25 protein-coding genes and 1 pseudogene are annotated in these 25896 nt (G+C 51.1%); 8 read left to right on the forward strand and 18 right to left on the reverse strand.

Annotation, left to right across the window (positions count from 1 at the left end):
- Positions 1–513: 513 nt before the first annotated feature.
- Positions 514–930: a MerR family transcriptional regulator gene (locus EKM73_RS01790; protein WP_125700277.1), complete on the reverse strand. Its 417-nt coding sequence runs from the start codon at positions 928–930 to the stop codon at positions 514–516.
- A 94-nt stretch (positions 931–1024) separates the two neighbouring features.
- On the opposite strand from EKM73_RS01790, the gene EKM73_RS01795 reads away from it, so the two are divergent.
- Positions 1025–2002: an aldo/keto reductase gene (locus tag EKM73_RS01795; protein WP_125700278.1), complete on the forward strand. Its 978-nt coding sequence runs from the start codon at positions 1025–1027 to the stop codon at positions 2000–2002.
- A 67-nt stretch (positions 2003–2069) separates the two neighbouring features.
- Here EKM73_RS01795 and EKM73_RS01800 read toward each other — a convergent pair whose 3' ends face one another.
- Complete coding sequence (locus tag EKM73_RS01800) at positions 2070–2951, reverse strand: helix-turn-helix domain-containing protein (RefSeq protein ID WP_225421244.1); 882 nt, start codon at positions 2949–2951, stop codon at positions 2070–2072.
- Positions 2952–3162: 211 nt separating this feature from the next.
- Here EKM73_RS01800 and EKM73_RS01805 point away from each other — a divergent pair, with 211 nt between their 5' ends.
- Complete coding sequence (locus EKM73_RS01805; protein WP_125700280.1) at positions 3163–4713, forward strand: glycoside hydrolase family 30 protein; 1551 nt, start codon at positions 3163–3165, stop codon at positions 4711–4713.
- 140 nt (positions 4714–4853) lie between these two features.
- Positions 4854–5600: a peroxide stress protein YaaA gene (gene yaaA, locus EKM73_RS01810; RefSeq protein WP_125700281.1), complete on the forward strand. Its 747-nt coding sequence runs from the start codon at positions 4854–4856 to the stop codon at positions 5598–5600.
- Between the two features lie 33 nt (positions 5601–5633).
- Here yaaA and EKM73_RS01815 read toward each other — a convergent pair whose 3' ends face one another.
- Entirely contained in the window at positions 5634–6212 is a 579-nt protein-coding gene (locus EKM73_RS01815; protein ID WP_125700282.1) for a TetR/AcrR family transcriptional regulator, read from the reverse strand.
- A 158-nt stretch (positions 6213–6370) separates the two neighbouring features.
- Between EKM73_RS01815 and EKM73_RS01820 the strand changes: the two genes are divergently transcribed.
- Positions 6371–8977, forward strand: a complete 2607-nt coding sequence (locus EKM73_RS01820) for a YhgE/Pip domain-containing protein (RefSeq protein ID WP_125700283.1) — start codon at positions 6371–6373, stop codon at positions 8975–8977.
- A 311-nt stretch (positions 8978–9288) separates the two neighbouring features.
- Here the strand turns inward: EKM73_RS01820 and EKM73_RS01825 are convergent, their stop codons facing one another.
- Entirely contained in the window at positions 9289–9702 is a 414-nt protein-coding gene (locus tag EKM73_RS01825; protein ID WP_125700284.1) for an OsmC family protein, read from the reverse strand.
- Positions 9703–9716: 14 nt separating this feature from the next.
- Positions 9717–10154 carry an OsmC family protein gene (locus EKM73_RS01830; protein WP_125700285.1) on the reverse strand — a complete coding sequence of 146 codons (438 nt, stop codon included), beginning with the start codon at positions 10152–10154 and terminating at the stop codon, positions 9717–9719.
- 185 nt (positions 10155–10339) lie between these two features.
- Between EKM73_RS01830 and EKM73_RS01835 the strand changes: the two genes are divergently transcribed.
- Positions 10340–10744 carry a MarR family winged helix-turn-helix transcriptional regulator gene (locus EKM73_RS01835; RefSeq protein ID WP_164508819.1) on the forward strand — a complete coding sequence of 135 codons (405 nt, stop codon included), beginning with the start codon at positions 10340–10342 and terminating at the stop codon, positions 10742–10744.
- A gap of 56 nt (positions 10745–10800) precedes the next feature.
- On the opposite strand, the gene pepI is transcribed toward EKM73_RS01835, so the two are convergent.
- The 9 genes and pseudogenes from pepI to EKM73_RS01880 all read right to left on the reverse strand — a co-directional run bounded on the left by pepI (position 10801) and on the right by EKM73_RS01880 (position 19972).
- Positions 10801–11685 carry a proline iminopeptidase gene (gene pepI / locus EKM73_RS01840; protein ID WP_125700287.1) on the reverse strand — a complete coding sequence of 295 codons (885 nt, stop codon included), beginning with the start codon at positions 11683–11685 and terminating at the stop codon, positions 10801–10803.
- Between the two features lie 59 nt (positions 11686–11744).
- Positions 11745–12290, reverse strand: coding sequence for a DUF1097 domain-containing protein (locus tag EKM73_RS01845; RefSeq protein WP_125700288.1), 546 nt, complete (start codon positions 12288–12290; stop codon positions 11745–11747).
- Between the two features lie 218 nt (positions 12291–12508).
- On the reverse strand, positions 12509–13351 hold the full coding sequence (locus EKM73_RS01850; protein ID WP_125700349.1) for an SDR family NAD(P)-dependent oxidoreductase: 843 nt from the start codon (positions 13349–13351) through the stop codon (positions 12509–12511).
- Between the two features lie 97 nt (positions 13352–13448).
- A pseudogene (locus EKM73_RS13025) lies at positions 13449–13661 on the reverse strand (DUF3658 domain-containing protein); the annotation flags it as partial.
- An 18-nt stretch (positions 13662–13679) separates the two neighbouring features.
- Entirely contained in the window at positions 13680–14144 is a 465-nt protein-coding gene (locus tag EKM73_RS01860; protein WP_164508820.1) for a DUF1835 domain-containing protein, read from the reverse strand.
- A 23-nt stretch (positions 14145–14167) separates the two neighbouring features.
- Positions 14168–14629 carry a hypothetical protein gene (locus tag EKM73_RS01865; RefSeq protein ID WP_125700290.1) on the reverse strand — a complete coding sequence of 154 codons (462 nt, stop codon included), beginning with the start codon at positions 14627–14629 and terminating at the stop codon, positions 14168–14170.
- Positions 14630–14826: 197 nt separating this feature from the next.
- Entirely contained in the window at positions 14827–16818 is a 1992-nt protein-coding gene (locus EKM73_RS01870; RefSeq protein ID WP_125700291.1) for an elongation factor G, read from the reverse strand.
- 199 nt (positions 16819–17017) lie between these two features.
- Positions 17018–18898, reverse strand: coding sequence for a hypothetical protein (locus EKM73_RS01875; RefSeq protein ID WP_125700292.1), 1881 nt, complete (start codon positions 18896–18898; stop codon positions 17018–17020).
- A gap of 381 nt (positions 18899–19279) precedes the next feature.
- Complete coding sequence (locus tag EKM73_RS01880; protein WP_125700293.1) at positions 19280–19972, reverse strand: EAL domain-containing protein; 693 nt, start codon at positions 19970–19972, stop codon at positions 19280–19282.
- Positions 19973–20064: 92 nt separating this feature from the next.
- Here EKM73_RS01880 and EKM73_RS01885 point away from each other — a divergent pair, with 92 nt between their 5' ends.
- Both EKM73_RS01885 and EKM73_RS01890 read left to right on the forward strand, forming a co-directional pair.
- The gene (locus EKM73_RS01885; RefSeq protein ID WP_125700294.1) at positions 20065–21426 is read left to right on the forward strand and encodes an FAD-dependent oxidoreductase; all 1362 of its coding nucleotides are present in this window, start codon (positions 20065–20067) and stop codon (positions 21424–21426) included.
- Positions 21427–21451: 25 nt separating this feature from the next.
- Complete coding sequence (locus EKM73_RS01890; RefSeq protein ID WP_125700295.1) at positions 21452–21901, forward strand: GNAT family N-acetyltransferase; 450 nt, start codon at positions 21452–21454, stop codon at positions 21899–21901.
- A gap of 34 nt (positions 21902–21935) precedes the next feature.
- Here EKM73_RS01890 and EKM73_RS01895 read toward each other — a convergent pair whose 3' ends face one another.
- Both EKM73_RS01895 and EKM73_RS01900 read right to left on the reverse strand, forming a co-directional pair.
- Entirely contained in the window at positions 21936–22631 is a 696-nt protein-coding gene (locus EKM73_RS01895; protein WP_125700296.1) for a type 1 glutamine amidotransferase domain-containing protein, read from the reverse strand.
- Positions 22613–22951 (reverse strand): ArsR/SmtB family transcription factor, encoded by a 339-nt coding sequence (locus EKM73_RS01900; RefSeq protein ID WP_125700297.1) that lies wholly within the window; start codon positions 22949–22951, stop codon positions 22613–22615. The genes EKM73_RS01895 and EKM73_RS01900 overlap by 19 nt, the downstream gene beginning before the upstream one ends.
- Positions 22952–23137: 186 nt before the next feature.
- On the opposite strand from EKM73_RS01900, the gene EKM73_RS01905 reads away from it, so the two are divergent.
- Positions 23138–24136, forward strand: a complete 999-nt coding sequence (locus EKM73_RS01905; RefSeq protein WP_125700298.1) for an NADP-dependent oxidoreductase — start codon at positions 23138–23140, stop codon at positions 24134–24136.
- Between the two features lie 81 nt (positions 24137–24217).
- Here EKM73_RS01905 and EKM73_RS01910 read toward each other — a convergent pair whose 3' ends face one another.
- Both EKM73_RS01910 and EKM73_RS01915 read right to left on the reverse strand, forming a co-directional pair.
- Complete coding sequence (locus EKM73_RS01910; RefSeq protein WP_164508822.1) at positions 24218–24589, reverse strand: GNAT family N-acetyltransferase; 372 nt, start codon at positions 24587–24589, stop codon at positions 24218–24220.
- A gap of 249 nt (positions 24590–24838) precedes the next feature.
- Entirely contained in the window at positions 24839–25681 is an 843-nt protein-coding gene (locus EKM73_RS01915; protein WP_125700300.1) for an aldo/keto reductase, read from the reverse strand.
- Between the last annotated feature and the right edge of the window lie 215 nt (positions 25682–25896).

Genomic DNA, 25896 nt, shown 5'->3' on the forward strand with positions numbered 1-25896 from the left:
GCGTAAGAATCTGGCTTGCGGAACTCGTTTCCGAGGCCGCATATTTCCGGATATTCCGGCGAGAGAAAGTCTAGCTCTCTGAATCAAAATAGCCACTAAAAAACCTCGTCGGACAGGAGAACTTAGATTTCTAAGCGGAAGAACCTGCCTTGCGGAACTCGTTTCAGAGGCCGCATGTTTCCGGATATCTTGGCGAGAGAAAGTCTAACGACCTTAACCAAAACAACCACCAACGACCTCGTCGGACAGGAGTCACTCAGCTTTCTAAGCGGAAGAACCTGCCTTGCGGAACTCGTTTCAACCAGAGTGTGAAAACGGGCGGTAGGTCCTGAGCATTAACGTAGATGAGTGCCAGCTTGGCGGAGCCGAGCCGGTGCTTATCTGGGTTAAGCGCAGGGACCTATCCGACTGAACACGTTTTCGAGGCCGCAAATTCCCAGATATTCTGGCGAGAGAAAGTCTAGCTCTCTAAACCAAAATAACAACCACTACTAACGCCCAACGTCAATGACACTAGACTTCATCCCCAGGCTTATAATCCGCCCAATCCGGCCGCGGCTCCCCCGCAATCTCGGCCTGTTTAATCGCCGAATAAAATGCCACCTTCTGGGTAATGTGGCGGTGATACTTCTCAAGTTGGGCCAATTGCCGGGCTACTTCATCTTCGTGCTCATTTAATATCGCCAAAATCTTATCCAAATCAGCACCGGTCTCTTGGTAGCTCAGGAGTTCCTGCAACTCACTCATGCTCATCCCGGAGTTCTTGAAGCAGACAATACTATTCAGTTTTTCAAGATTCGCTTCATTGTAGACACGATGATTTCCCTTCTGTTGAACATTGGGAATCAACCCTAATCGCTCATAGTAACGGAGCGTCGATGGGGCTAAATCATACTGTTTGGCAACTTCTGAAATCGTTAATTCTGTCATCTCATATCAGTCCTAATCATTTAGTAAAAAAACTTTACTTGAAGCGTACTTCAAGTGCTATGCTTAAAATATTCAGAAGGGAAGGTTAACCACTATGGAATTTAGAACATTAGGAAAAACTGGTTTTAACATTAGCGAGGTTTCACTAGGCACCTGGCAACTAGGCGGTAAATGGGGGGACCCATTCGACGAAAAAGATGCTATGGATACCCTGGAAGCCGCTTATGACCACGGCGTTAACTTCTTTGATACCGCCGATGGCTATCAGGATGGTTTGAGTGAAAAGGTCATTGGCCAATTCATCAAACGCCACCCCGACGTACACTACTCAACCAAGGTTGGTAGAAAAGAAATGCCCCTTTCCGAGGAACATTTCAGTCCTAAATTCATCAGACGTTACGTCGAAGAATCCCTGCAAAACATGCAAGTCGACTCTCTCGACCAAGTCTTATTACATTGTCCGCCAATGAGCATCTACTACCAACCAGAAACGTTCAAGACCTTGGACGACCTCAAAAAGGAAGGCAAAATCGCCAACTATGGGGTCAGCGTTGAACGCGTTGAGGAAGCTATTAAGTCCCTGGATTACGATATCTCCAGTGTTGAAATCATCTTTAACATGTTCCGCTTACGGCCAGCCAAGTTATTCTTCGACTTAGCTAAGAAGGCCAACGTTGGGATCTTGGCTCGGGTACCTTTAGCTAGTGGCCTACTCACCGGTAAGTTCACTGCCGATACCCACTTTGGCCCGCAAGACCACCGGACAAACAACCGCGATGGCCAACTCTTCAGTAAGGGTGAAACCTTCTCCGGCGTTGATTACCTCACCGGGGTCAAGGCTGCCAACGAATTGAAGGAACGCTTGGGGACGAACAATTTGGCCGCTACCGCCTTACGTTACATCCTGATGTTTGACGCCGTTTCAGCCGTTATTCCTGGTGCCAGCACCCCTAACCAAATCGAACGGAATACGAGTGCCGCTGAAGTAAAGCCACTGACGAAAGACCAAATGGCCATCGTCACGGACGTTTACGACAAATACATTAAAGATCCAATTGAATACATGTGGTAAATCCACACTTGATGGGCGACTGTAACTGGTCGCCTTTTTTGTTGGCAAATGTTTCATGTGAAACATCCTAAACAAGATAATCTGCCGAGTGGCGCTCCCGCCTCTGCGTCTTGCGAAAGGCACTCGGGGTCATCCCCGACCACTGTTTGAATTGCTTACTGAAGCTGGCCTGACTGCTAAATTTCATCTGGAGGGCAATTGCTTCGATCGAATTCTCCCCAATCTCCAAGAGGCCCTTCGCCCGGCTAAACTGGCGCTCCTTGGCATATTCGGTCGGTGTGACCCCGTAGATCTTCTTGAAGATGCGATGGCCATACGTGGTGCTAATGTTGCGGTGCGCACACACGGCCTGGAAGGTCCGGCGCGTGGTATCCTCGGCAAATAGGCCACTGGCCAACTTCTGGGCCAAGATGACTTCACGCTCCGGGTACTCCTGCGCAGTCGTCACCACCGGTTGCGACTTGGATAAGGCAATCATGAAGTCTAAGAAGAAAATCTCCAGCCGAAATTTGCGTTCGGTTGCCTGAACGTTGGCCTCTTCCAGGACCACGATTGATTGAATCAGCTTGCGAGCAGCCTGACTGACCACCGAATCGGCGGGAATCACTACATTTCCCAGATTCTTAATGATCCGCGTCTTCAGGTCCAGGTCACCCACATTAAAGTGAAAGCAGAAGAACTGCAACCGGTCACCACTGAAATTGAAACTCTCATGCGGCGTTTCCGGCGTGATAATCACCGATTCGCCGGCCGAGATTACCCGACGACTAGTCCCCATAAACATGGTGACACTCCCCTGCATGACGGCAATCAGTTCGAATAACTGATGCTGTTCGCGCGGATAGTGCCAGCTGGGAAAGTTTCGCTGGAAATGACCCCCATACAGGTAGATATTTGATTCAATTGTCTGAAAAAGCTGTTGCTGCGCCATGGTCTCGTCCTTTCTCAAGTGAAATCGCTATAGTCTCAGCCTACCAGCTAATCCACGCGGCGACAATCCCTTTTAGTTGCCATTTGGACAAATTGAGGGTGGTAATTGCCATAGACGAATCCACTGTAAGCGGTTACGATAAAGGGGTAAGGGCGCTGAACGACTGGGGTTTTATCCCTGGTTACGATTAATTTCAACTCAAACAAGTCTTATTGGAGGCAGTTTAGTTATGAGAAAATTCAAAAATGAATTTTGGACCACAACTTCTGGCGATCTGACCCAACGGCGCGAACCGTTAGCCACCCCAGATTATCAAACCGACATCGCTGATGCCAAGAAGATCGTGATTGATCCTACAGACAAGCACCAGGACTGGAAAGGTGCTGGGGCCGCCATCACCGACTCCGCTGCTCACTTACTGTGGCAGGACATGGATGCCAAGCAACGGCACGACCTGTTGACCGAACTCTTCGATCCTGCACAGGGCGGCTTCTCCAGTGTCCGGGTACCTTTGGGCTCCTGTGACTTCCAGAGTCAAGACTACTATACTTACGACGATATGCCTTATGGCGAACACGATAACAAGCTGGAACACTTCTCCATTGGTGAGGGTGAACCCGGTGCACCGGACGCTACCAAGGACCTGAAGAACATTGTGCCCGTCCTCCAAGAAATCTTGGCAATCAACCCCGCACTAAAGATCATCGCCTCGCCTTGGTCTGGGCCGGCTTGGATGAAGAACACCGGTCACCTGACCCACGGAGGTCACTTACGCTTCGGCGAATTTACCGGCAACGGCTATACCGAGGAGAACCGTTTCGAATACATCTACGCCCAATACTTCATTCGCTACATCGAAGAATATCAAAAGCTGGGTATTCCCATCTACGGTCTGACGATTCAAAACGAACCCTCAACCGCCGCTCACTGGCCAGCCATGATCTGGACGGTACCAGAATTGGCTAGCTTCGGCTACAAGTATCTCCGGCCAGCGCTGAACCGGTCGTTCCCAGATACCAAACTCTTCCTGCTGGATGACAGCTTCCACGCCTTGACCAAGCCAATTGAAGAAGAAGTCACCCCTGCCGAGGCATCTGCCTTTGATGGTTTGGCTGTCCACACCTACTCCGGGCCATTTGAAAATATGTACCACGCCAACCGGGCCTACCCTAACTGGGACGTGGTCATGACGGAACGGCGTTGCATGATGACCGACGATCCCGAGGAAAGTGCCCACATCATGTTCGGCATTATCGGTAACTGGCTGGTTCACAACGGCTTGAACATGATCACGCTGTGGAACCTGGCACTGGACGAACGGGGCTTGCCAAATGCTGCCGACTCCACCGGCCGTGAAGGGGTCGTCACCATCGACCACACCACCGGGAAAGTCCAACGGAATCTCGAATACTTCATGCTCAGAAACTTCGGGCAAGACGTCCCCACCGGCTCCAAGGTCATCGGCTCAACCAACTACACCAAGGATGGGTACACCGGCAGTCTCGGCTCCGTAGCCTTCTTGGGCACTAACGGCGACATTGTTGCCCACCTCTACAACCCAACGGATACGCCAATCAAGGCAGCCGTGACGGTCAATGGCGACGGCAACGACTGGCAAATCGCAACCGTTCCCGCCTATGGGACAGTTACCTTGCACAAGTCGGATGCCGCCATCAACACGACGACCATCCCAACCGACGATGAGTTCCCCCTGAACCCAACCCCAGCTAACCACGATGACGTGGCCCCTGGCCAGAGTGAAGGCAGTCAACTCGTCTAATCATTTTGAATTTACGAACACCGCTTTGAAGAGCTTGGACGCAGGTCTGAGCTCTTTTGTTGTGGATAAAGCGAACGCAAAATAGATGCACCTATGCTATGATTGAACCCTAATCACTCCGAAAGAAGGCCTCGTTTGCCATGAAAATCATCATCGCGCCCGCTAAGAAGATGGTCATCGATACCGACACCTTCGCTTACGATGGCGTTCCTCAGTATCTAGCGGCCACCCAACAAATCTTAGATCAGCTACGACAACTCACTTACCCACAGGCCAAAGCCCTCTGGCACTGTAGCGACAAGTTGGCACAACTTAACTACGATTGGCTACAGCAACTCGACCTACATCGCCAACTCACACCGGCATTGTTGGCCTTTAGCGGCATTCAATACCAATACATGGCACCCGACCTATTTACCGCACCCGCGCTGGATTACGTCCGCGATAACTTACGGATTCTCTCCGGTTTTTACGGCCTTCTGCGGCCATTTGATGGCGTCGTCCCCTACCGTTTGGAAATGCAATCCAAGCTTGCCGTAGCTGGAACGGGTAATCTCTACGCCTTCTGGGGCGACCGCCTCTATCGCGCACTGACGCCCACACCAGAACCCATCCTCAACCTCGCGTCGCAGGAATACGCTAAGACGATTACGCCCTATCTCGCAGAAAACCAGGCGATGGTCACCGTCACCTTTGGTAGCCTCGTTGCTGGCCAATTGAAGACCAAGGCGACCCTCGCCAAGATGGCCCGTGGCGCGATGGTCCGATACCTGGCGGAGCACCAAGTGACCAAGGTCGCCACCGTGACCCAATTCGACCATCCGGATTGGGCCTATTCGGCAGCGCGGTCGACTGCGACGAATATCGTCTTCGTCTATCAAGAATAGAACCGAAAAGGACGCCGGACTGGCGTTCTTTTTTTAGCCACGAAAATCACCCAAAAATCCCTGTAGCCCGCGCATATTTAGCGTCACCAGCCGTTGCTTGAACGCCGGTAGCGAAAGATCCAACTGCCCGGTAATGTACAGCCGAAAGAGGGTCAGTGTGCTATCGATCAGGAAGTTGACCCCAATCTGCGCATCCATGGCACTCAATTGATAATCCTGTTGGAAGCTAGCTGTTAGCCCGGCAGCCACCCGGCGTTTAACGCGCCGCGACAGGAAGCTGTAATCATCCGATGTCAGAATAAACGTATAGAACTTTGGGGCCTTCTCGAAGAAGTCATCCAAGCGTTCAAACCACACACCCGAGTTATTCAGAGGATCGTGGTCGGCCGGTTCCTGGAGCAACAAGCTCAGCAGCTGGTCAGCAATCTCAGCGGTAAAACTGTCCGCTAAGTCATCGATCGACTCAAAGTGTAGGTAAAACGTCTTGCGATTGATATTGGCCTCCGCCGTTAACTGTTGTACCGTAATTTCGCGGAACCGGTACTGCTGGGCCAGCTTGCGAAAGGCTTCCCGCAGTGCTTGGTTAGTTCGCGCAACGCGTCGATCCGTCATAAAATCCCTCCAGTTAGACCCCAGATGTGGCAAAAGTGCGGTTTAATCCCCAGACTGCACCATTCTGTTGTGGACGATCACGCACGAGGCGACTATGATTTGGCCACACATGAGGTTTAGTTTGACCTTAGCGTACCACATCAAAGGGGGAGTCGCCGATGATTCGAGCTGAATGGCGTTACTTAATCAAACACAAGTTACTATTAATCGTGTTGGCGGTAATCATGTTAATCCCATCCATCTACGCCGTCACATTTCTCAAGTCCATGTGGGACCCCTACGGCAAGCTGGATGATCTCCCCATTGCCGTCGTCAACCAGGACCGCGCCGTACATTATCAGGGGAAAACGCTCGCGGCCGGAAAAAATCTGACGACCACCCTCAAACACGCGACGTCGATGAAATTCATTCCCGTCAGTCACGAAGCAACGGCCAAACGGGGTCTTAACAATGGCACCTACTACATGGTCATCACGATTCCAAAGGATTTCTCATACAACGCGACGACCCTAATGCAGGCGACCCCACGCCAAATGATTCTGCACGACGAAACGAGTGCTGGTCACAGCTTTATTGCCGCAAAGCTGACCGCCACGGCTGCCAAGACTGCCGCACAGGCGGTCAGTGATACCGTCACCCAGAGTTACGCCAAGACCATGTTTGCCACGATCAAGCAGCTCGGCACTGGGTTGACGGCTGCCGGTAAGGGGAGTCACCAGTTAGCAAGTGGCGGACAACAACTCACTAATGCCGACCGCAAGATTGCAACGGGCCTAAACACCCTTGCCGCCAGCACGGTAAAGTTAACGAACGGCGACACCACGATTACCACCAAGCTCAATCAATACGTCGGCGGGATGCAACAGGCACAAAACGGTAGCCAGCAGCTAGCGACCGGCCTGGACCAACTACTCAGCAAGTCTCACACTCTGACCACCGGCGTCCAGCAACTGGCCACCGGGAGTCGACGCGTGGCCAACGGTGTCAACGCCTACACGCAAGGTACCAATCAGCTCACAACCGCAGCGGGGAAACTCGCCAGCGGAAGCCAGACTGTCAAAACTGGAACGCAACAACTCAGTAGGCACACCGACGAACTCGCCACCGGCAGTCAACAATTGACTGGCAATTTCGTGAAACTGGAAACCGGCAGCGCCGCCCTCACCAGCGGCCTCAAACAGCTGCAAGCTGGGCTAAAGTCTTCACAAACCCAACAGGATCAACTCAAACAAGCGGTGGCGCAACTCGCGACTGACCAGCAATCCAGTAATACCGTCTCCGAAGATGCTACCAAGCTCCAGACGGCGCTCGACGCCCTGACGAACGACAATAGTCATCAAAATACAGCCCTACAAAGCAAACTTGCCGCAACCGCGGATGCGCAGGGACTGACCGCTACCCAGAAGGCCGCGATGCTCAAAGCTGCCAATGACAGTTCCACTGCCGACACCGACGTCAACACGGCGCAGTCCGCCGCCAAACAACTGAGTCACGATTTAGCCGGCCTGAAATCGGCTAACTCAGGGACTACCAGCCTCAACAGTAGTCTCACCAAAGCTGCAAGCGCGCAATCTGAACTAGCCACAGGCTTGACCACCCTGACGACTAACGCTGCGACCTTAACCAGTGGACTTCAACAGGCCAATCACGCCCTAACACAACTCAACACAGGTATCGGTTCCTTGGCTACCGCGACCCCTACGCTAACCAACGGCACGACCCAACTGGCTGAAGGTGCCTCAAAGCTTGCATCGGGAGGACAAAAGCTCGTTGCCCAGACACCGCGTTTAACGGCTGGAACGGCTGCCTTCACAAGTGGTCTCACTAGCTTGAACCGGCAAACGCCGCAACTCACAACCGGCGTTAGCCAACTCGCGAGTGGCGCTGATAAGTTGAATACTGGATTGGCCACGCTAGCCGCCAACGGATCGAAGCTAACGACCGCGATGGCCACCGCCACTGCTGGTTCATCTGCCCTACATGCCGGTGCCGCACAGCTGGCAACTGGTGCCACACAAGCAACCACCGGCGCAACGAAGGTTCAGTCTGGGAATGCTAAGCTAGCAACGACGCTTCACCAAGCCAGTCGGCGTGCCGCCGTGCATCCCTCGCAACTGACCTATAAGCAATTTGCCCAGCCGACGACCACGGCGCACAGCGATCCCGACCATGCACCGGATAATGGAACCGGAATGGCGCCGTACATGATGTCCGTCTCCCTATTTGTGGGGGCCTTGGCCTTCAATCTGATGTTTGACATGTACACGCCCCGGAAATATCCTCGGAGCGGCTGGAGCTGGTGGCTTGGTAAGTCTTCCATCATGACTGCCTTTGTGCTCGGCGAAGCCCTCTTCATGACGGGCCTACTGGCAGCCATCGATGGCCTGAACCCAATTCACCCGTGGGCGACATTTATGATGCTACTGATCACCGGTGGGACCTTCATGAGCATCGTCTACTGGCTCAATCTGGTCTTCGGCAAACCCGGTGCCTTCTTTAGCATGGTCCTCCTCGTCCTGCAACTAGGCGGCTCGGCGGGAACCTACCCCCTGCAGCTGACCAACGGCTTCTTCCGGGCGATTCATCCCTGGCTACCGATGAGCTACTCAGTCGACGGGTTGCGAGAGACATTGATGATCGGTAATTCTGCTATTCCAGAAATGTTGGTCCTGTGTGCCATTGCCACCGCCTTCTCTGGAATGGGCATCTTGTTCTATGCACGACGTCACGGCCGCATCAACGAGATGGATATTCCGGAACTTTGATAGCAAGCGTAAAACCTACTGGGTATTGTCCTGGTAGGTTTTTGCGCGTTAAAAGTTACTAGGCCGTATGGCATCTCCCTCCTGTCGTTGCGTAGCGGGTCCGGTCCATAATCCGTCGAAATAAAATCGGCCATTCGTCAAATCCCCCCTACACTTATTACTAATGTAAAAATCTCGGAATTTGTCGCATCTTTCTAGCCAATTAAAGAAATTCTTTAGCATTAGAATTCAGATGTTTCACATGAAACATTGTCCGTCAAAAAGGCAGTCCCCCCATTCGTTGAGAGACTGCCGCGTTATGACGAATTTAGTTATGAAACGACTGCAACACCGGTTCGTTTGACAGGTACCGTATTAGTCAGATTGTCCATCACGGGACACGTATTTTCCGCAAAGTCCATGAACTCGTGACACTTCTGCTTGGATTCATCGGTATTCAGGTGAACAGCTACACCAATGCGGTCCATGCCTGGCCGCTCGGAATCCCCGGTTTTAATCCCCTCCACCGTGTAGTAGAAATCGCGGTAAGTAAAGTCCTGTTGCTTGTTGAAGGACGCCATCACAATGGCTTCACACGCACCTAACGCCTGTAGAATTGCCTCGTGAGAGCTCGCGGCAGACGTTGAATCTGGCGCTAGTTTGACTTTAAAGTCCCGCACAGCGGCCTGATATTCATTTGGTCGACCCGTGCCGGTCACTTGTACTTTGAACGTTTCCATTGCCATGTTGAAGGCCTCCTTTAGACGATTTCGACTTGGTCTAGGACTACCGTGACACCATTGCTAAGCATATCCTCAATCGGACAGTTGGCCGCCACAAGGTCCGCAAATGCCCCACAGGCAGCCTGCGATTCGGTCGTCTTGAATTGCAAATTATAGCGGATCTCTTGGAACCCATTTCGGATGTCTGGATCGCCCATGAATCCGGCCGCATCCAAATCGCCCTCTAAATTGACGATCATTTGCTCATATGTGAACTTGTTTTCTGGTGCTAATCGGGCCGCGGTCTCCTGTAGCGAAGTGCCCAGCGAACTCAGAACCAACTCAACCGGGTTCATCCCCGTATTGGTTCCACCCAAGCTCTCTGGCTCGTCAATAGTCGTGTGTACGCCGCGGGAATGGACATCAACTTGTAGACTAGATAAGGTCTTTCTGGCTGTTGCGTTATATCTTTCCATTGGTGTAGCCCCCTATTCCATGATTAGTAAAGCGCTTACAACCCCAGTATAACGAATCACTGCGCAAAGTCAATAGTTAGCTAACTATCTATTTTTAGAGAAATCATGGTATAATAAGGCCATAATTTTCTCGAGGGCGGTGACGAATAATGGCAACATCTCAATTCGATTTGGATAGCTGCATCATGTGTATTACATCGCGTAGCAGCAAGCTGTTTGCCAGCAAATTCAATGACGCGCTGGCGCCCATGGGCATCAATCGCAGCGCCTGGATGGCCCTCTACTACATCGACCAACACCAGCAGATTCGGCAGCGTGATCTCGCCGAACTCGTTGGGATCACCGGCCCCAGCATGGTCAAAGTCGTCAATCAACTGAGCACGGCCAACCTCATTACGGTAGCGGTCAGCGCCAAGGATCACCGCGCGCGGTTGCTGGCGCTGACGCCGGCTGGCACGGCACTTTTGACCAAGAGTATTCCCCTGGCCGAGGCGTTTCGCACCCAGGTCACCGCTGGAATCCCCCAAGCTGACCTCAACACCCTCGACCGGGTCATGGAACAGATGATGGCCAACGCTAACGACCTTTAACCGGACAAACAAACCCACATCAGCCGACCGAAATGGCCAGTTGATGTGGGTTTTCTTTAGTCTTTTTTAGATAGCCAACCGGTTAACCGGTCCAGATAAGCTGGCGCCTCCTCGATGAAAGCCATGTGGCGACTGTGAGCAAAGAGGGTCCACTCGGCATGCGGTAGGTGATCGACCATGGTCTTAGCCACCAACGGCGTGCAGAGATCGTTGACGCCGCTAGTCACCAGCGTGGGCAAGGTCAGTTGCGCCAATTTATCGGTATACTCGTAATCCTTGAGCGTGCCGGTCGGGAAGTACTCGTTCGGCCCCCAAGCGGTCGTGTAAGCCACGGTACCACTACGTTTTGGCCGGCGTAAAAACTCAGGAGATGCCGCCGTGACGGGACCCGCGGCGTGCCGTTCCATGAAGTGTTGGTTAGCCGTCAGGTAGGCCGGGGTCGTAAAGTTTCCGCTCGTTTCGGCCGTGGCAATTGCCTTCTGGTCGACTGGTGCCATGAACCCGATCATCCGGTGCTGTTCCTGCGCCCACAGCTTAGCAGACGAGAGCGTGCTGGCCAGGATTAGACTTTGGACGCCCTGCGGCTGGTAGTCGCACAGGTAAATAATGGCGAGCATCCCACCCCAGGACTGGCCCAGTAGGTGCACTCGGTCTAAATTCAAATACGCCCGTAACGCCTGCAGCTCGGCAACCCAGGTTGCTGCCTGCCAGAGACTGGGCTCATCCGGCATGTCGGACTTCCCGCAACCGAGCTGATCATACATCACGACTGGCCGCCCTGTCCGCTCTGCCAGCGCATCGAACGCCTCAAAGTAGTTGTGCGTTGATCCGGGCCCACCGTGCAGTAGCAATAACGGGGTTAACCCGGAATGAAGATCACCGACGACCCGGTAATACGTGTGATACTTTTGAAATGGCATATAGCCTTCTGTAATTTGCATGGAAGCACCTCACTTTAGACCCATTATACCCGCCAATCTAACTTTACCGAACGACTGAATTAGTTTTCTTCCTCTGTCACATCGGTAGCGGCATTGGCATCCTTTTTCTCCGGAGAGAACTTGAACATGATCCGGTTGAAAATATCCGACGCATACCCAATCACAAAGATTCCTAGTAACATTGACCCGTAGAGTTGAACCACGAAGAGCGACCAGTTATGCACGGTCACATTGGTGATAATCAGCATCGTCGTCCCCCAGGCGATCAGCCAGGCGGGAACGATCGTAAATTTTAGAATCGTCCCTTGCAGGAATAGGGCGAGGAAGGTCAGTAGACCAAACATGATGGCACTGGGCCAGAGAGGTGCGATACTCGGCACCTGCAGAAGGCGAAAGGCGATGAGTCCCCAGATGATGCCGAGGGCAAAGCTAACCAGGATATTCCAGAGCTTATCCTTGGGAAAGCCCGCGCCGAAGAAATACGAAACGGCGATAAAAGCCGCGGACCCCATCCATAGCGACATGCCACCCATGATCAGACTGTAGACCAGTGTGAAGAGCCCCACCCCAATGGCGTCAAACCAGACTTTTTTACTTATTTTCATGAAGTTACTCCTTAATCGTTAAAGCGTTTGCATAATTTGTGTAATTGTCAGTTTACAGGATTGCTGACGGAAGGGCAAGGACTTTTGGTAAAACGTTACAACGCACACCATAGTAGGATTATTACATGCCAATATTTTATTATTAATAATTATTAATAACAACGTTCGCAACAAAAAAGCCACCGTGGCGGATTCGCTCACGGTGGCTAAAATCTTATCTATTCTGGTTGATCTGCGGAAATGGAGAGGTCACGTTCGGCCTTGAATTCACCCAATGACTTTTCGTATTTAGCGATAGCCATATCGGATGCGAACTTGCCCAATGGTAAGTGCAATGGCAAATCAGCCGCGTGGTTTGTGACTTGGTCGTAGATAATGGCAGCGGCCTTGTCGGGGTCTCCTGGCTCGTGATGGGCGCCAGTGGCACTTTCCTCAATGTTGTCCGCAAATTTCTGGTACGCTGCAATCTTAGGTTCCGCCTTTTGGGAAGAACGTCCTGCCCAGTCGGTCCGGAAGCCACTTGGTTCAATCAGCATGAACTTGATACCTTGGTCAGCAACTTCTTGTGCCAGAGAATCCGTAATTCCTTCCACGGCGTGCTTCGTCCCATGATAGAAGGACAGCGTTGGGAAGGAAGCCAGACCAGCAACGGAAGAGAAGTTTACGATGATACCGGCCTTTTGATTCCGCATCGTTGGCAATACGGCACGGGTCATGTCGACCAGCCCCCAGACGTTGACGTCGAACATGTAACGGACAGCGTCCCGGTCGCTTTCCTCGAAGGTGCCAAAGTAACCCAAACCGGCGTTGTTGATCAAAACGTCGAGACTGCCAAATTTATCCGTGGCGGCTTTGACGGCCGTCGCAATTTCATCGCGATTCGTCACGTCCAAGGTCTGCTTTAAAATCTGACCGTGATCGTATTGATCCAGGTAGCTCAATTGATCGGTATGACGGGCAGTGGCGACCAAGTTCACGTCATCCTTCTGTGCCAAATAAATTGCTAGAGACTTCCCAAAACCCGTTGAAGTCCCGGTAATCAGCCATGTTTTTGTCAAAATCACTCACGCTCCTAAATTTTTAATGACTTTAGCCTACACCTTAGGGCCGGTGGAAGGTCAAGCCATTCCCCTCAACACTAGAGAAAATAATATCCTCTCAAGGGTTACGCAAGTTAGTGAGTCGTGATTGCAGCCACCAGGTGGGCATCCCCGGCGGGAACTCTTCCAGAAGCTGACCAAACACTTCATCCACCGGTAGCTCGCTATGGACATAGGGTAAGAACCAAGTATCGAAGAAATCCGCTGGCACGCTTGTTGGCCGGCCATTCAGGACAACTCGTAGGGCCGCATTTTCGGTAGCGAGTGATTGCCAGGCATAGCTAAAGGCTTAACGCTCTGCTAGGGTCACTGTGGTCTCTGGTAGCTGCCACGTCAGCACCTGCTCCGGATCCATTTCACCTAATCCAGTAAATTCCTGATAAGAGGGCGTCGGCACTGTGCAGGCAAAATCCAGCGGTACCTTGACTTGGGTAACCGCCACATCAACCGCCTTAAGCTGATCGCAGAACCACAGAAACCCCAGTTGATCCTCCGCCGTCTCACTGCGCCAGACTCGTAGTGCGTCGCCACTGGCAATTGCCGATTGTAATCGGGTCAGCCGTTGTTGAACGTCTTTGAAAAGTTGTTGGGCAGCCTGGTCTGTGTACTGGGATTTAAGCGTCCAGAAAGGATTTTGACCATTAGTCAGTCGCGTAAGGTCTCCAATCTGAAGATCCAGCTGTAGTCCCAGTGCAGGTTGCCGTTGCATGACTTGTAAGGATTTGGCAAAGGTGGTGCTAAACGTCACATCCATGGGCGCCTCCTCATTGGCTGTTCCTAGCGAATCGCGTACTTCCATGCCTTGTAATAGGTATAATTGCCGGACATGTACTTAACGGTCTTGCCCTTCAGCTTCTTAGTTCCGGTGTAGTAGAAGCTGAAATCATCCTGATAGGCCGCATAGAAACCAAACATCTGCTTGTGATTTAGCTTCTGCCGGTAAACGTAGAGCTTCTTGCCGGTCAGGGTTTGCTGATGCTGCCACTTTCCCTGTTTGTGCTGCCGGTAATACCACTTGACCTGATGCTTCTTGACGACAATCTTGTTGGCACCGATAGTCTTGTCCCAGTTGTACCACGTCCCTCGTGCGCGCTTTGGCGTGGTGTGGGTGTATTTGATGCCCTTCAACGTCTTGGGTGACCCATAGGATTTAGCAGCCGCACTTTGCGTGTTGAGCACCATTCCGCCAGCCGTCCCCAATACCGCTAGCGTTCCTAATAAGATAATCTTTTTAAACATGAACTTCCCTACTTTCCTGAGTATGTACGAGACAAACTAGCCGTGGCTCGCTCGTTTCTGGCTTCATTATACAAAACCGTCCTGACATATGGTGTCGTTAGCAACAAAAACGATGTGATCTTTAGAAAAAATCACATCGTTACGATTATATTTATTCTTTTAGCGTGAGGTTAATAGAAACTGCCACTCTCTTAGCCTTAGTTAGACATTTTCGCCAATGCATCCGCCGTATACACATAATCCACATGTGCCATCCCCGGGACGTCATCCCAGTGGACCGGATAGCCCGCGCCATGCGCACAGAAGACGGAACCCGGCGTGTTCTCCAGGTCGCCGACGGGGTCGTATGCCTGTTTAGTCACGACCTCTGCCGCGTTGTGGCAAGGACGGTAACCGTCAATCAAGCACTCTAACTGCCCCTGACCATGCGTGTAGGCGTTGACCTCCTGGACGTAGCCCTGCATTTCAGAAACGGGCGCCGTTCCCGTCAAGATACTCATCCCATCCCCGGTTGCCGAGGGAGCAGTTGCATCCGGCGTTTCAAAGCGCCCATGCATCCGTTGAATATCCGTCATGGCGCGGCCAACTTGATCTTGACCGACCTCTAATCGGAAACGATACCACGGTTCTAGTAACTCGGTCTGGTCTTGTGCCTGTGCCATCATCAGTCCCTGACGAACAGCGCGCCAGGTAGCTTCCCGAAAGTCGCCCCCGACCGAGTGGACGATGCTGGCACGGCCACTAACTAACGTAATCTTCACATCCGTTAGCGGTGATCCCGTTAACACGCCCAAATGTTCCTTAGCCCGCAGACTGGTTAGCACTTGATGTTGCCAGTTCTTTCCCAGCACTTCCAGGTCACAGTCCGCGTCAAACGTCACGCCGCTGCCCCGCGGTGCTGGTTGCATCAGCAAGTGCACCTCGGCATAGTGCCGCAACGGTTCGAAATGCCCCACACCTTCCACGCCTTGCGTCAACGTTTCTTTGTAGAGGATACTCCCCTCGCCAAAGCCGACGTCGAGGTTAAACCGCTCGCGTAAGATCTGCTGGAGAATCTCCAACTGCACTGCGCCCATAATCTGGACGCGAATTTCTTGAAGGTGGCTCGACCACGCCACGTGGAGCTGCGGGTCTTCATCTTCCAACTGTTGTAGAATTGTCAGACACTCGTGAATGTCATGGCCCTGCGGATCAAGCGTATAGTTAAGCACCGGTTGAATTTCCGGCGACCGGCCAGCGGTCTGCTCGCCCAGTCCCTGCCCAGGGTGGGTCCCTGTCAAATTAGGAATCGCACACACTTCTCCTGCCGCAACGGACGGCCGAATCGTAAACTTCGCGCCATTGTACACCCGAAGTTGATTGACCTTCTGCTCGCCTAAGATAACGTCCTTATTGGCCAAGACACCCCCGGTAACGCGGACCCACGTCAGCCGTTCGCCCTTGTCATCGTGCGAAATTTTGAAGACCTTCGCGCCAAACTCTGCCGCGTATTCGGGCTCACGTGTCCACTGTTCCAGTCCCGCCAGCAGGTCGTCAATTCCATCTAACTTCAAGGCCGCCCCAAAGTAACAGGGGAACACCTCGCGCCGCTGAATCATTTGCCGCACAGTATCGTCCGCCACGGTTCCAGCATCCAAAAAGTTCTCGAGCACGTCATCATTTTGCATGGCGATATCTTCATAGGCATCAGTTGGAATATTTCCTGCCGCCGTGGTTGCATCATTAAACGCAATACAGCCGGCAGAGAACACCTGCTGGAGCTGAGCCAAGACCCGGTCGTGGTCGGCGGTATCGGCGTCCATTTTATTCACAAAAATAAAGGTAGGCACTTGGTAGTGGTCCAGTAACCGCCACAAGGTCCGCGTATACCCCTGAATGCCATCGGTAGCCGAGACGACTAAGATAGCGTAGTCCAGGACGCTGAGCACCTGCTCCGTCTGTGAAGCAAAGTCCACGTGTCCCGGAGTGTCCAGTAGTGTTAAGTCGAGGTCGCCGTGCTGTAGGCTGGCCTGATGGGAAAAGATGGTGATGCCCCGCTGTTTCTCCAGATCATCGGGGTCAAGGAAGGCATCGCCGTTATCGACGCGGCCCAACTGCCGCAATGCGCCAGAGCGATACAGCATCGCTTCGGAAAGGGTAGTCTTCCCGGCATCCACGTGGGCAACGATACCCGTTACGATGTGCTTCATGGTTGAATTGCTCCTTTTAGTTTCTGATTAAAAATTCCGTTTAAGTGGCTCAGCGACAGCACTTCGCCGCTGAAACTTGTCATTCTTAATCATTATACTATCCAACCACTGATTCACGAAATTTCGCGAATCGGCCGGGATAAAGGCAAGCAATTCTGGCTCCCACACCTAACCAATGTTTCACATGAAACATCTCTCGTTAGGGTGCCGTCACAAACGTCCAATCCAATTGCGACGTATATTTTCCTGGGAGAAAGTCCGGTGTTGCAACCTTAACCTTCAAGTTCTCCCCATGACTCTTCCCAATCGACGGGACAGGCATCCCACTGGCAACTGAGGCGACTGTCTGATCAGCATTCGTCAACAAGGAGGACAGTCCCAAACCATCATCATAGCTTAACCCAGCCGTCAAAGTCGTCTGTCCATTACTGAACGGCGTTTCTTGCCGCAGGTCAATCGTCGTCGCTGTCTTATGACGTCGGTTATCCGTCACATCCAAGAGATCACCGTCACCGGTGGCAATCCCTGGAATCTCCTGACCCAGATTAGTTGTGGTAATTTCGCCAAAATTCACGTCATTTGCCACTGCATGGAGCTTCCCATCGGTAAATTTCAGTGTCAGTGGCGCTCCCGAATAGGTATTGATCTTGTTATGTTGAGCATCCTCACCGCTCAAATCTACCCAGGTTTTCATCGTCCGGTTGTCAGTCTGATTCGACGTGAACGTCACGCTAAAGGTATGGGTTTTAGTCTTTGAAAAATCAACTCCGGTGACCAGCACCTTCATGTTATCACCACTGGGATATTTACCAAAGTGGGCCTCTTGTCCATCCACCGTGATGTCCGGCTGAACACCAGTTGGCAGTGTGATCAAAAATTCTCCATCTGTCAACTTGGAATAAGGATTATCGTCACTGAAGCTCCCCGTTACCTTACAAGTATCCCCACTGAGAATATTAGTAAGCTCACTCGTCGTGTTGCCAGTATTATCGGTCACATCTGCCACCTGATTAGTTATCGTCACTTTAGGCGTTGTATCAGGAATAACCGTCAGTTTGGACCGATTTGTGGTCATATTCTGCATGCTACCATCTGGCGCCTTAATCGTAACAACCGCATAGTACTGCGCTTGGTCATCGGCCATACTGGTGGCCAGTGTGGTATAGCTCAGCTTGTTCTCGCTAGTCACGACCGAATCCTTTCCGCCCATTATGCGGTGCCAGACAACGGTCGATGGTGCCTCAGCAAAGCTCCCCTGTACGCTGAAGGTTGCCGTCTGGCCCTCAGCGACCTGTTGTTCCACCACCAGACCACCACCAACTTCAATAGCAGCTTGATCTGTCTCAGTCGACCCATCGTCATTCGTCATCGTTCCCGTAATAACCACCGTTCCTGATTGCCCGCTCGTATTAGCCTTCACCTCACCAGTTGCCTCATTCACCGTCGCTAACTGATCATCGGAACTCGTCCACGTCAATTTCCCCGTCGCGGTGGCTGGCGTCGGCGTGCCGTGAACGTATGTCACCATGGCATTTCTCTGATTATTGTAGAGATAACTCTGATCGCTGGTAACCTTCAGTCCCGTCGCTGGTATTGGTTGGGGGAATGTCGTCACGGCAGCAACCCGCGAGTAATAGATTGGTGCAAGAAACGATGATAAATAATAATACTGAAAGGACTGCTGGTAATAAACCGTGCCCGCCTGGGTCGGTGTAATCGTAAGATCGGCCTTTTGATCACTATTCAAGCTTTGCCAAGTTTTACCGTCATTAGTGGACTGATACCACTGAAAGTGATCAATTGCAAAAGGATCGACACTACCCAAAATTGAATGAGCCGTCGTTGTCGTCAACATGACGCTCCGATTTACCGACGTATAGCGATTCTCTGGCTGTAAACTGAAACCTGTAGTGAAATAAAAGCCAAATATACCAATTGGCGTTCCACTTGGCGACCCTTTACCTGGAATCCCAGTTGCCGCCTGCGCATCTCCCAGCTGCTGATTTCCCTGGCCCCCAACCATAACGACAACTAGCGCCAACAACCCAACCAGCACGCGTAACCACCATTTCCCCATCATGCTGCAATCCCTCTTCCATAATCCTTTCCTTGAATCGCCATAATTTATACACATCTTTTGCAGGATTAGATGTTAACAAAGTTCATCAATAATCCGTTGCGCAATCAACCTATTCTGTCCGAAATTAACCAGTCTTTATTTTATAGAAATCACTTACACTTTGATAGTACGCCAATTAGTTATCATGTGATTACGACTCACACAAATTTCCTAGTCACATTATCTGCCATCAGTATACAGGTAATCTCGCCCAAATACCATCAAATGCATAAATTATTTTGGTAGTGTTTAATTATAAAAAAATTTATAACACATCATCCATAAAAAAGGCTAAGGAACACCGCCACAACGGTGTTCCTTAGCCTATGATTATCTAATTGTTTAAGCCGGACAAGTATCTTGCGGTAATTTCAACAACTGGGGCCGACTGAAGTAATATCCCTGCTTCAGCTTAATTCCAAGTTGCTTACTCAACCGATTGTCAGCGTGATCTTCGATGCCCTCCAATACCATTCGCAAGCCATACTCTGCACTAATAGCGCGCCAGAAGCGAATCTTCTGCTGAATGTGGGGATCTTTGAACTCGCGATTGAAGTTTTGTAGCGCAAATTTAATCTCGGACGCTAGTGGCAACAATTCCTGAATATCTTTGAAGTAGTTGTCTCCGGTCCCAACGTCGTCCAACGAAATCTGCATGCCCATATTGATAAAGGCCTTCAGTTGCGGCAATAGGTCGGCGATCGTATACTGTTGAGGCCCGTCATCTTCAGTCAGTTCAACCACGAGTTTCGTGGGGTAAAGTTGCTCCTGACTTTTGATGATGGCCTTAGCAATGGTCGTAGTCATCAGTTGTTCGCGATTGACATTGACCGATAAATAGCGCACCTTTAGCGAGAGTACCCTTGTCGTTGCAACCAACAGATCCGCCGTAATTTGCGGGTCAATCGCTGAAAATGATTCCGGCAAGCGCCAACCCTCCGGTGTCATCTGTTTCATTAAGAGTTCATAGCCAAAAATCGTCTTCGTATCGGTGTCGATTTGCGGCTGAACAAAGTAACGGTAGACTGGTTCCAAAAAAAGTACCCCCCTAAATAAATATTTTACGTGAACTATATTCTAAGTATACTATAATAAAGTTAAAGTGGTGTTACAAAAAGAAAGGATTGATGACATTGAAAGTTGTCGTCATTGGGTGTACCCATGCGGGTATTGCCGCTGTTAAACAAATTTTAAAAAATTATCCTGACGCTGAAATTACCGTTTACGAGCGTCAGTCAACCATTTCTTATCTCTCTTGCGCAACCTATTTACATATTGAAGGCACAGTAAAGTCGCTGGATGATGCCCGTTATGTCGAACCAGATGATTTTGCCGACGAAGGCGTTACTATGCAAATTAGCCATGATGTCATCCGAGTCAACGCTTCGGAACACACCTTGTTGGTTCAGAATCTGGCGACCAAGGAGATGGCCACCGACACCTACGATAAATTAATCATGGCGACCGGTTCATTGACCGCGATTCCAGCCATTCCAGGCGTGGAAAATCCCAAGGTACTCCTCTGCAAGACCTACAATCAGGCACATAGTTTATGTGATTATAGCACCAACCAGAAGCGCATAGCAATTATTGGTGGTGGTTACGTTGGTATCGAGCTGGCGGAAGGTTATGCCAATACTGGCCACGAGGTCCTGTTAATCCAACAACCAACGCATTTACTCGACCAGTATGTCGAGCCAGAAATATCCGAAGCAGTCGCCAGACTTTTGAGGTCGCATGGCGTCCAAGTTCTGCGGCATACCCGTGTGACGGCCTTCGCAGATACCGATGAGGGCAAACTGTGCCTAGCTACTGAAGCGGGCAACTTCAAGGTTGATATGGCGGCCATCAGCGCTGGCATTATTCCGCAAACGGACCTGTTGCATGGACAGGTCAAAATGGCTCCCAACGGTGCTATTTTGACTGATGACTACATGCAGACCTCCAACCCCGATATTCTAGCCGCGGGTGACGCATCTGTCAGTCACGATAACGCGACGAATGCGCCCATTTACGCACCGTTAGTTTCTCACGCAGTTCGTCAAGGAGCCTTGGCGGGAACCAACGCTTTTGAACGCCGTCTGCGGACGATTGGCACTCAGAACACGACTGGCGTCTTGGTCTTTGGCCACACACTGGCCCGAACTGGATTGACGATGAAACAAGCGACGGCGGCCAACCTGAACGCGGCACACGTCCTCTACGCTGGCCCTTACCGACCTAAATTCATGCCAGAACACTATCCGGTCATGATGGAACTAGTCTACGATCGAAATAATCGCAAAGTTCTGGGGGCTCAGTTACTCTGTCAGCACGATGTCTCTCAGGCAGCCAATGCGGTCTCGGCTCTCATGCAGAATGGCGGTACGATTGACCAGTTGGCCATGCTAGACATGCTATTCTCACCCAATTTCAGTGAACCCTTCAACTACCTGAACAAGACGGCTCAAATGGCTGTGGATCAGGAAAAAGGATACTTGCGAACTTAAACCTAACTGAAAGGGAAAGATTGCCATGATTACCTACCACGTCTTAATCCCAACCAGTCCGCTCTGGCCTCAAGCGACGACCCAAATCGGTGCCATCGACTGGCCAGCGGGTCCTCATTTAGCTAAACGTATGCAAACGCCAGCAGTCTGGCAGCCATTTGAGCGTATCATCTACGCTACCACTGATGACCAATTGGCGGGCTTTTGCGCATTGCTGGCAGAGGATATCGTGCCCGACACGCCCTACTCACCATTCGTCAGCTCGGTCTACGTTGCTCCAGACTACCGGCACCAAGGGATCAGTCTCCGGCTGGTCCAGCAGGCGGAAACCGCGGCGGAGGCGGTCGACATAGAAGGTCTTTACATCGTGACCCGTCACATGGGGTTGTACGAGCACCTGGATTATGCTCTGGTGGATCGGCGTGAGGATCAGTTTGGACGGTTGAACCGCGTATTGTATAAGAATTTTGCATGAAATAAACCACCTTCGCCAATCGACGGAGGTGGTTTTATTTTGCCAAATTTTGAACTAACAACCGGGCGACTGCCTTGGCCGAAAAGGGATTCTGACCGGTAATCAGATGGCCATCCTGAACGGCATATTCCTTGTAGGCACGGCGCTTCATGAAGGTCGCCCCCCGTTGTTCAGCAACTGTTTGATTGAAAAATGGAACGACTGATTGCTTGCCAGCCAAAATCTCCTCGGACTTGGTAAACCCGGTGACGTTACGGTTAGCAATCAAATACTCGCCGGATGCCGTTTGAATGTTTAGGAGTCCCGCAATCCCATGACAGACGGCGGTAACGTAGCCACCATTGGCATAGATACTGGCAGCGAGGCTCTGGAGTGGCTGATTGTCGGGGAAATCCCACATGACACCATGACCGCCAGCATAGTAAATTGCGGCGTAATCCGCCGGGTCAACTTGCGTTGGCGCTAGTGAATGTGTTAACGCCCGCTGTTGGAAGTCGGCAGTCTCATAGAACGCCATAATTTCGCTATCAGTGTATTTCATGCTACGCGGATCCAACGGCACGAAACCGCCCTTAGGACTGACATAATCGATCTGATAGCCAGCCTGCTGTAGAATCAGGGCAAATTCAGTCGCTTCACCCAGCCACAATCCAGTCGGGTCGGTCGTATTGCCATAACGTGTCGTATTTGTAAGTACAATTAGGATTTTCTTTAAAGGTTTTGATTGCATGTCATCGTCTCCGTAACGTGGTCTAAGAGGGTCTTCAATTGGTCAATGGCTTTGGTCTGATGCGTGAGATAATAGAAATTCTTCGTCCCCTCTCGTCGATAGTCGACGAGCTGGACGTCCTTCAAAATTTTGAGATGGTGTGACACGGCTGGCCGCGAGAGCCCTGTGACGCCGATGAGGTCGGTAACCTGAAGTCCTCGATGGATAATCTTCTGATCCAGTAGCGCAATGATAATCGCTTGACGCTTCTGATCTCCCAGTGCGACTAGAAAGTCGCTAGAACGCGTGAACTCGTGCTTTAATTTTGTTAAATTCGACAATTTATATCACCTGGTCGTTTATTATTTTAAACCATTAAACCATGCTATCGTCCCTTTGTCAACTTTGATGTATCAATGACTAGTCTCAAACTTATTCGTTGACATTTTTAAACCAATTAGGTAATATGCACTTTAATCGTTCGAAAATATAAACGGAAAAGAGTGCGAAACAACGTGTCCAAAACTATGAAAGCCGCCGTAATTACTCACTATCAGCAAGCCACACCCACCATCAAGACCGTCGCCATGCCCACACCGCAACCAACCGATGTGCTAGTCAAAATCAAAGCTGCCAGTATCAACCCCATCGATCTGAAAACGATGGCAGGTGGCCTAAAAATATTACTGTCCTACCAGATGCCACTGATCATCGGCAGCGATTTTGCCGGCGAAGTAGTGTCTGTGGGCACTGACGTCACAACCTTTAAAGTCGGCGACGCCGTGTACGGTCGGCCTCGCAAGAACCGGATTGGTACCTTCGCGGAATACTTGGCGGTCGATGCTACCGATATCGCGTTAAAGCCCCGTAATCTTAGTTTCAAGGAGGCTGCCGCAATGCCACTAGTCGGTTTGACGAGTTATCAGGCGCTCCACGATATCCTACAGATTAAGCCTGGCCAACACGTACTGATTCAAGCCGGTGCGGGGGGCATTGGCACAGTAGCCATTCAGTTGGCCAAGCGCCTCGGTGCCATTGTCGCGACTACAACCAGCCCACGAAATTTCGATCTCGTTCGCAAGTTGGGCGCCGACCGCATCATCGACTACCATACTGAGAATTTTGCGGATGCGCTGACCGATTACGACGCAGTATTTGATACTCTAGGTGGGAAAGATCTCGAGCAGGCCTTCTCAATCGTCAAACCAGGCGGCCAAGTGGTCAGCATCTCCGGTTTGCCTAATGCCCGTTTCGCAAAGGCATATGGTCTCCCACGATGGAAACGTACCCTCTTCAGACTTGCAACGCATCGGCTAAATCACTTGGAAAAGCAGACACAGGTAGCCTACCGTTTTCTCTTCATGTGGCCCAGTGGCACTGATCTGGCAGAATTAACGCGCTTGATAGAACAGGCGCAATTGCGCCCAATTATCGATCGCAGCTTTAATTTTGATGAACTTAATCGTGCGCTAGCTTACGCTAAGAACGGACACGCTCGCGGAAAAATCATCCTTAAAATTAGTTAGTCAAAAAAGTCGGGATACTTCACTACGGAGGTATCCCGACCTTTTTGACTGACTGTTTAAGTGTACATTCTGCGGTTACATTTACAAGTTCTGTGTCAGCACATACTGCTCACCATAGGGACCAAATCGCCGCCGACCAGTATCCGTGTAGCCCACCTTTTCATAGAGCTTTTGGGCTGGGAAATTCCCGTGATCGACGGATAGGGTCAAGGTGGTTGCCTCCGGAAAATGGTGGCGTACAAACGCCGGCAATAGCTGCAGCGCCTGGGTGGCAAAGCCCTGACCACGCTGCGTTTCCGAAATGGACAACGAACGAATCAGGACGGCCGTGGCTGGGTCGGCTCCCACCTCTCGAACATCTTCATTCTTGATAAGCACTAGAAACCCGACGAGTTCGGTATCCGCTAAAATCATGACCGGTAGTCGATCCGGATTACCAATGGCGATGGCCAACGCCGTTTGTGGGGTCGCTGTAAAGGTCGGATCACTCAGCGGATAGGCCGCGATGCGGTCGCGATCCTGCTAAACTGTGAGGGTTAACATGGCAACACTCCTTTGAAATTAATTGGCCAATAGCTCTAAGATACCACGATAGTTCTAGTGCGGCACAACCTAAAAACGCGTAATCCTAAGAAAGCTGAAGCCCTCTCAGATTACGCGTTTCTGGTAAATGCCTATTTAGTTCCTGCGGTTATGTGAGTCCTATTCAAATTCTTCATAAACATTCGGATCTTGGCCAGCGACTACTCGGCCTTCAACCTTAGTTAAAGCCGCAATCTGGGCCATTTCGTCATCTGTTAATTGAAAGTCAAAAATATCCAAATTTGTCCGTTGATGGGCGATGTTATGCGTCCGTGGTAACGGAACGATGCCGCGTTGATGGTGCCAACGCAAAATAATTTGGACGACATTCTTGTGGTATTTGGCAGCCAGTGATTGAATCAAAGGTTCCTTGATGACCGAGCTTCCCCGACCGAGTGGACTCCAAGCTTCCGTCAGAATTCCCCGTTCGCGATTGGCGGTGACCATGCGCTCCTGGTTCCAGTAAGGATGAACCTCGATCTGATTAACGGAAGGCGTCACCCCGGTCTCTTGAATGATTCGGTCGAGATGTTCCGGTTCGAAATTGGACACACCAATTGACCGAATGAGGCCTCGCTTTTGGGCATCGATCATGGCTTGCCAGGCTTCCACGTATAGGTCCTGTTTCGGCAATGGCCAGTGAATCAGGAAGAGGTCAAAATAATCCAAACCCATCCGATACAGCGACTCCTGAATTGCTGTCGTTGCGTCGGCATACCGATGATATTTACCTGGTAATTTCGAAGTCACCACTAGCTCGGCACGTGGTACCCCGGAACGGCGAATGGCCTCACCGACAGCACCTTCGTTATCGTAACTCGTTGAGCTATCGATGCTTCGATAGCCGTCATTAATGGCGATCTGAAATTGGTTAACGGCCGCCCCACCACGAACACGAGCGGTCCCCAAGGTAATTGCTGGTAACTCCCAGCCATCATTCAATGTGAAACTTGGAATTGTCATAATCTGCCTCCTACATTTTCAGAAAGTTGGCGTTGAATGAATAAACGCATTAACATGAAGCGCTTACATAGTTTACCACTTTTATTGCCTGATTACGCTAAAGTTGTCCCCAGCATTTGTTTCTTTGTGAAATAATATAGGCGGGCAATTATCTTCCTTCAATGTTGGCGTGACCAAGCGGTATGGGCCACAAAAACTGTCTCTCTGGGACGAAC

The sequence above is a fragment of the Levilactobacillus fuyuanensis genome (genome assembly GCF_003946395.1).
GTDB lineage: Bacteria > Bacillota > Bacilli > Lactobacillales > Lactobacillaceae > Levilactobacillus > Levilactobacillus fuyuanensis.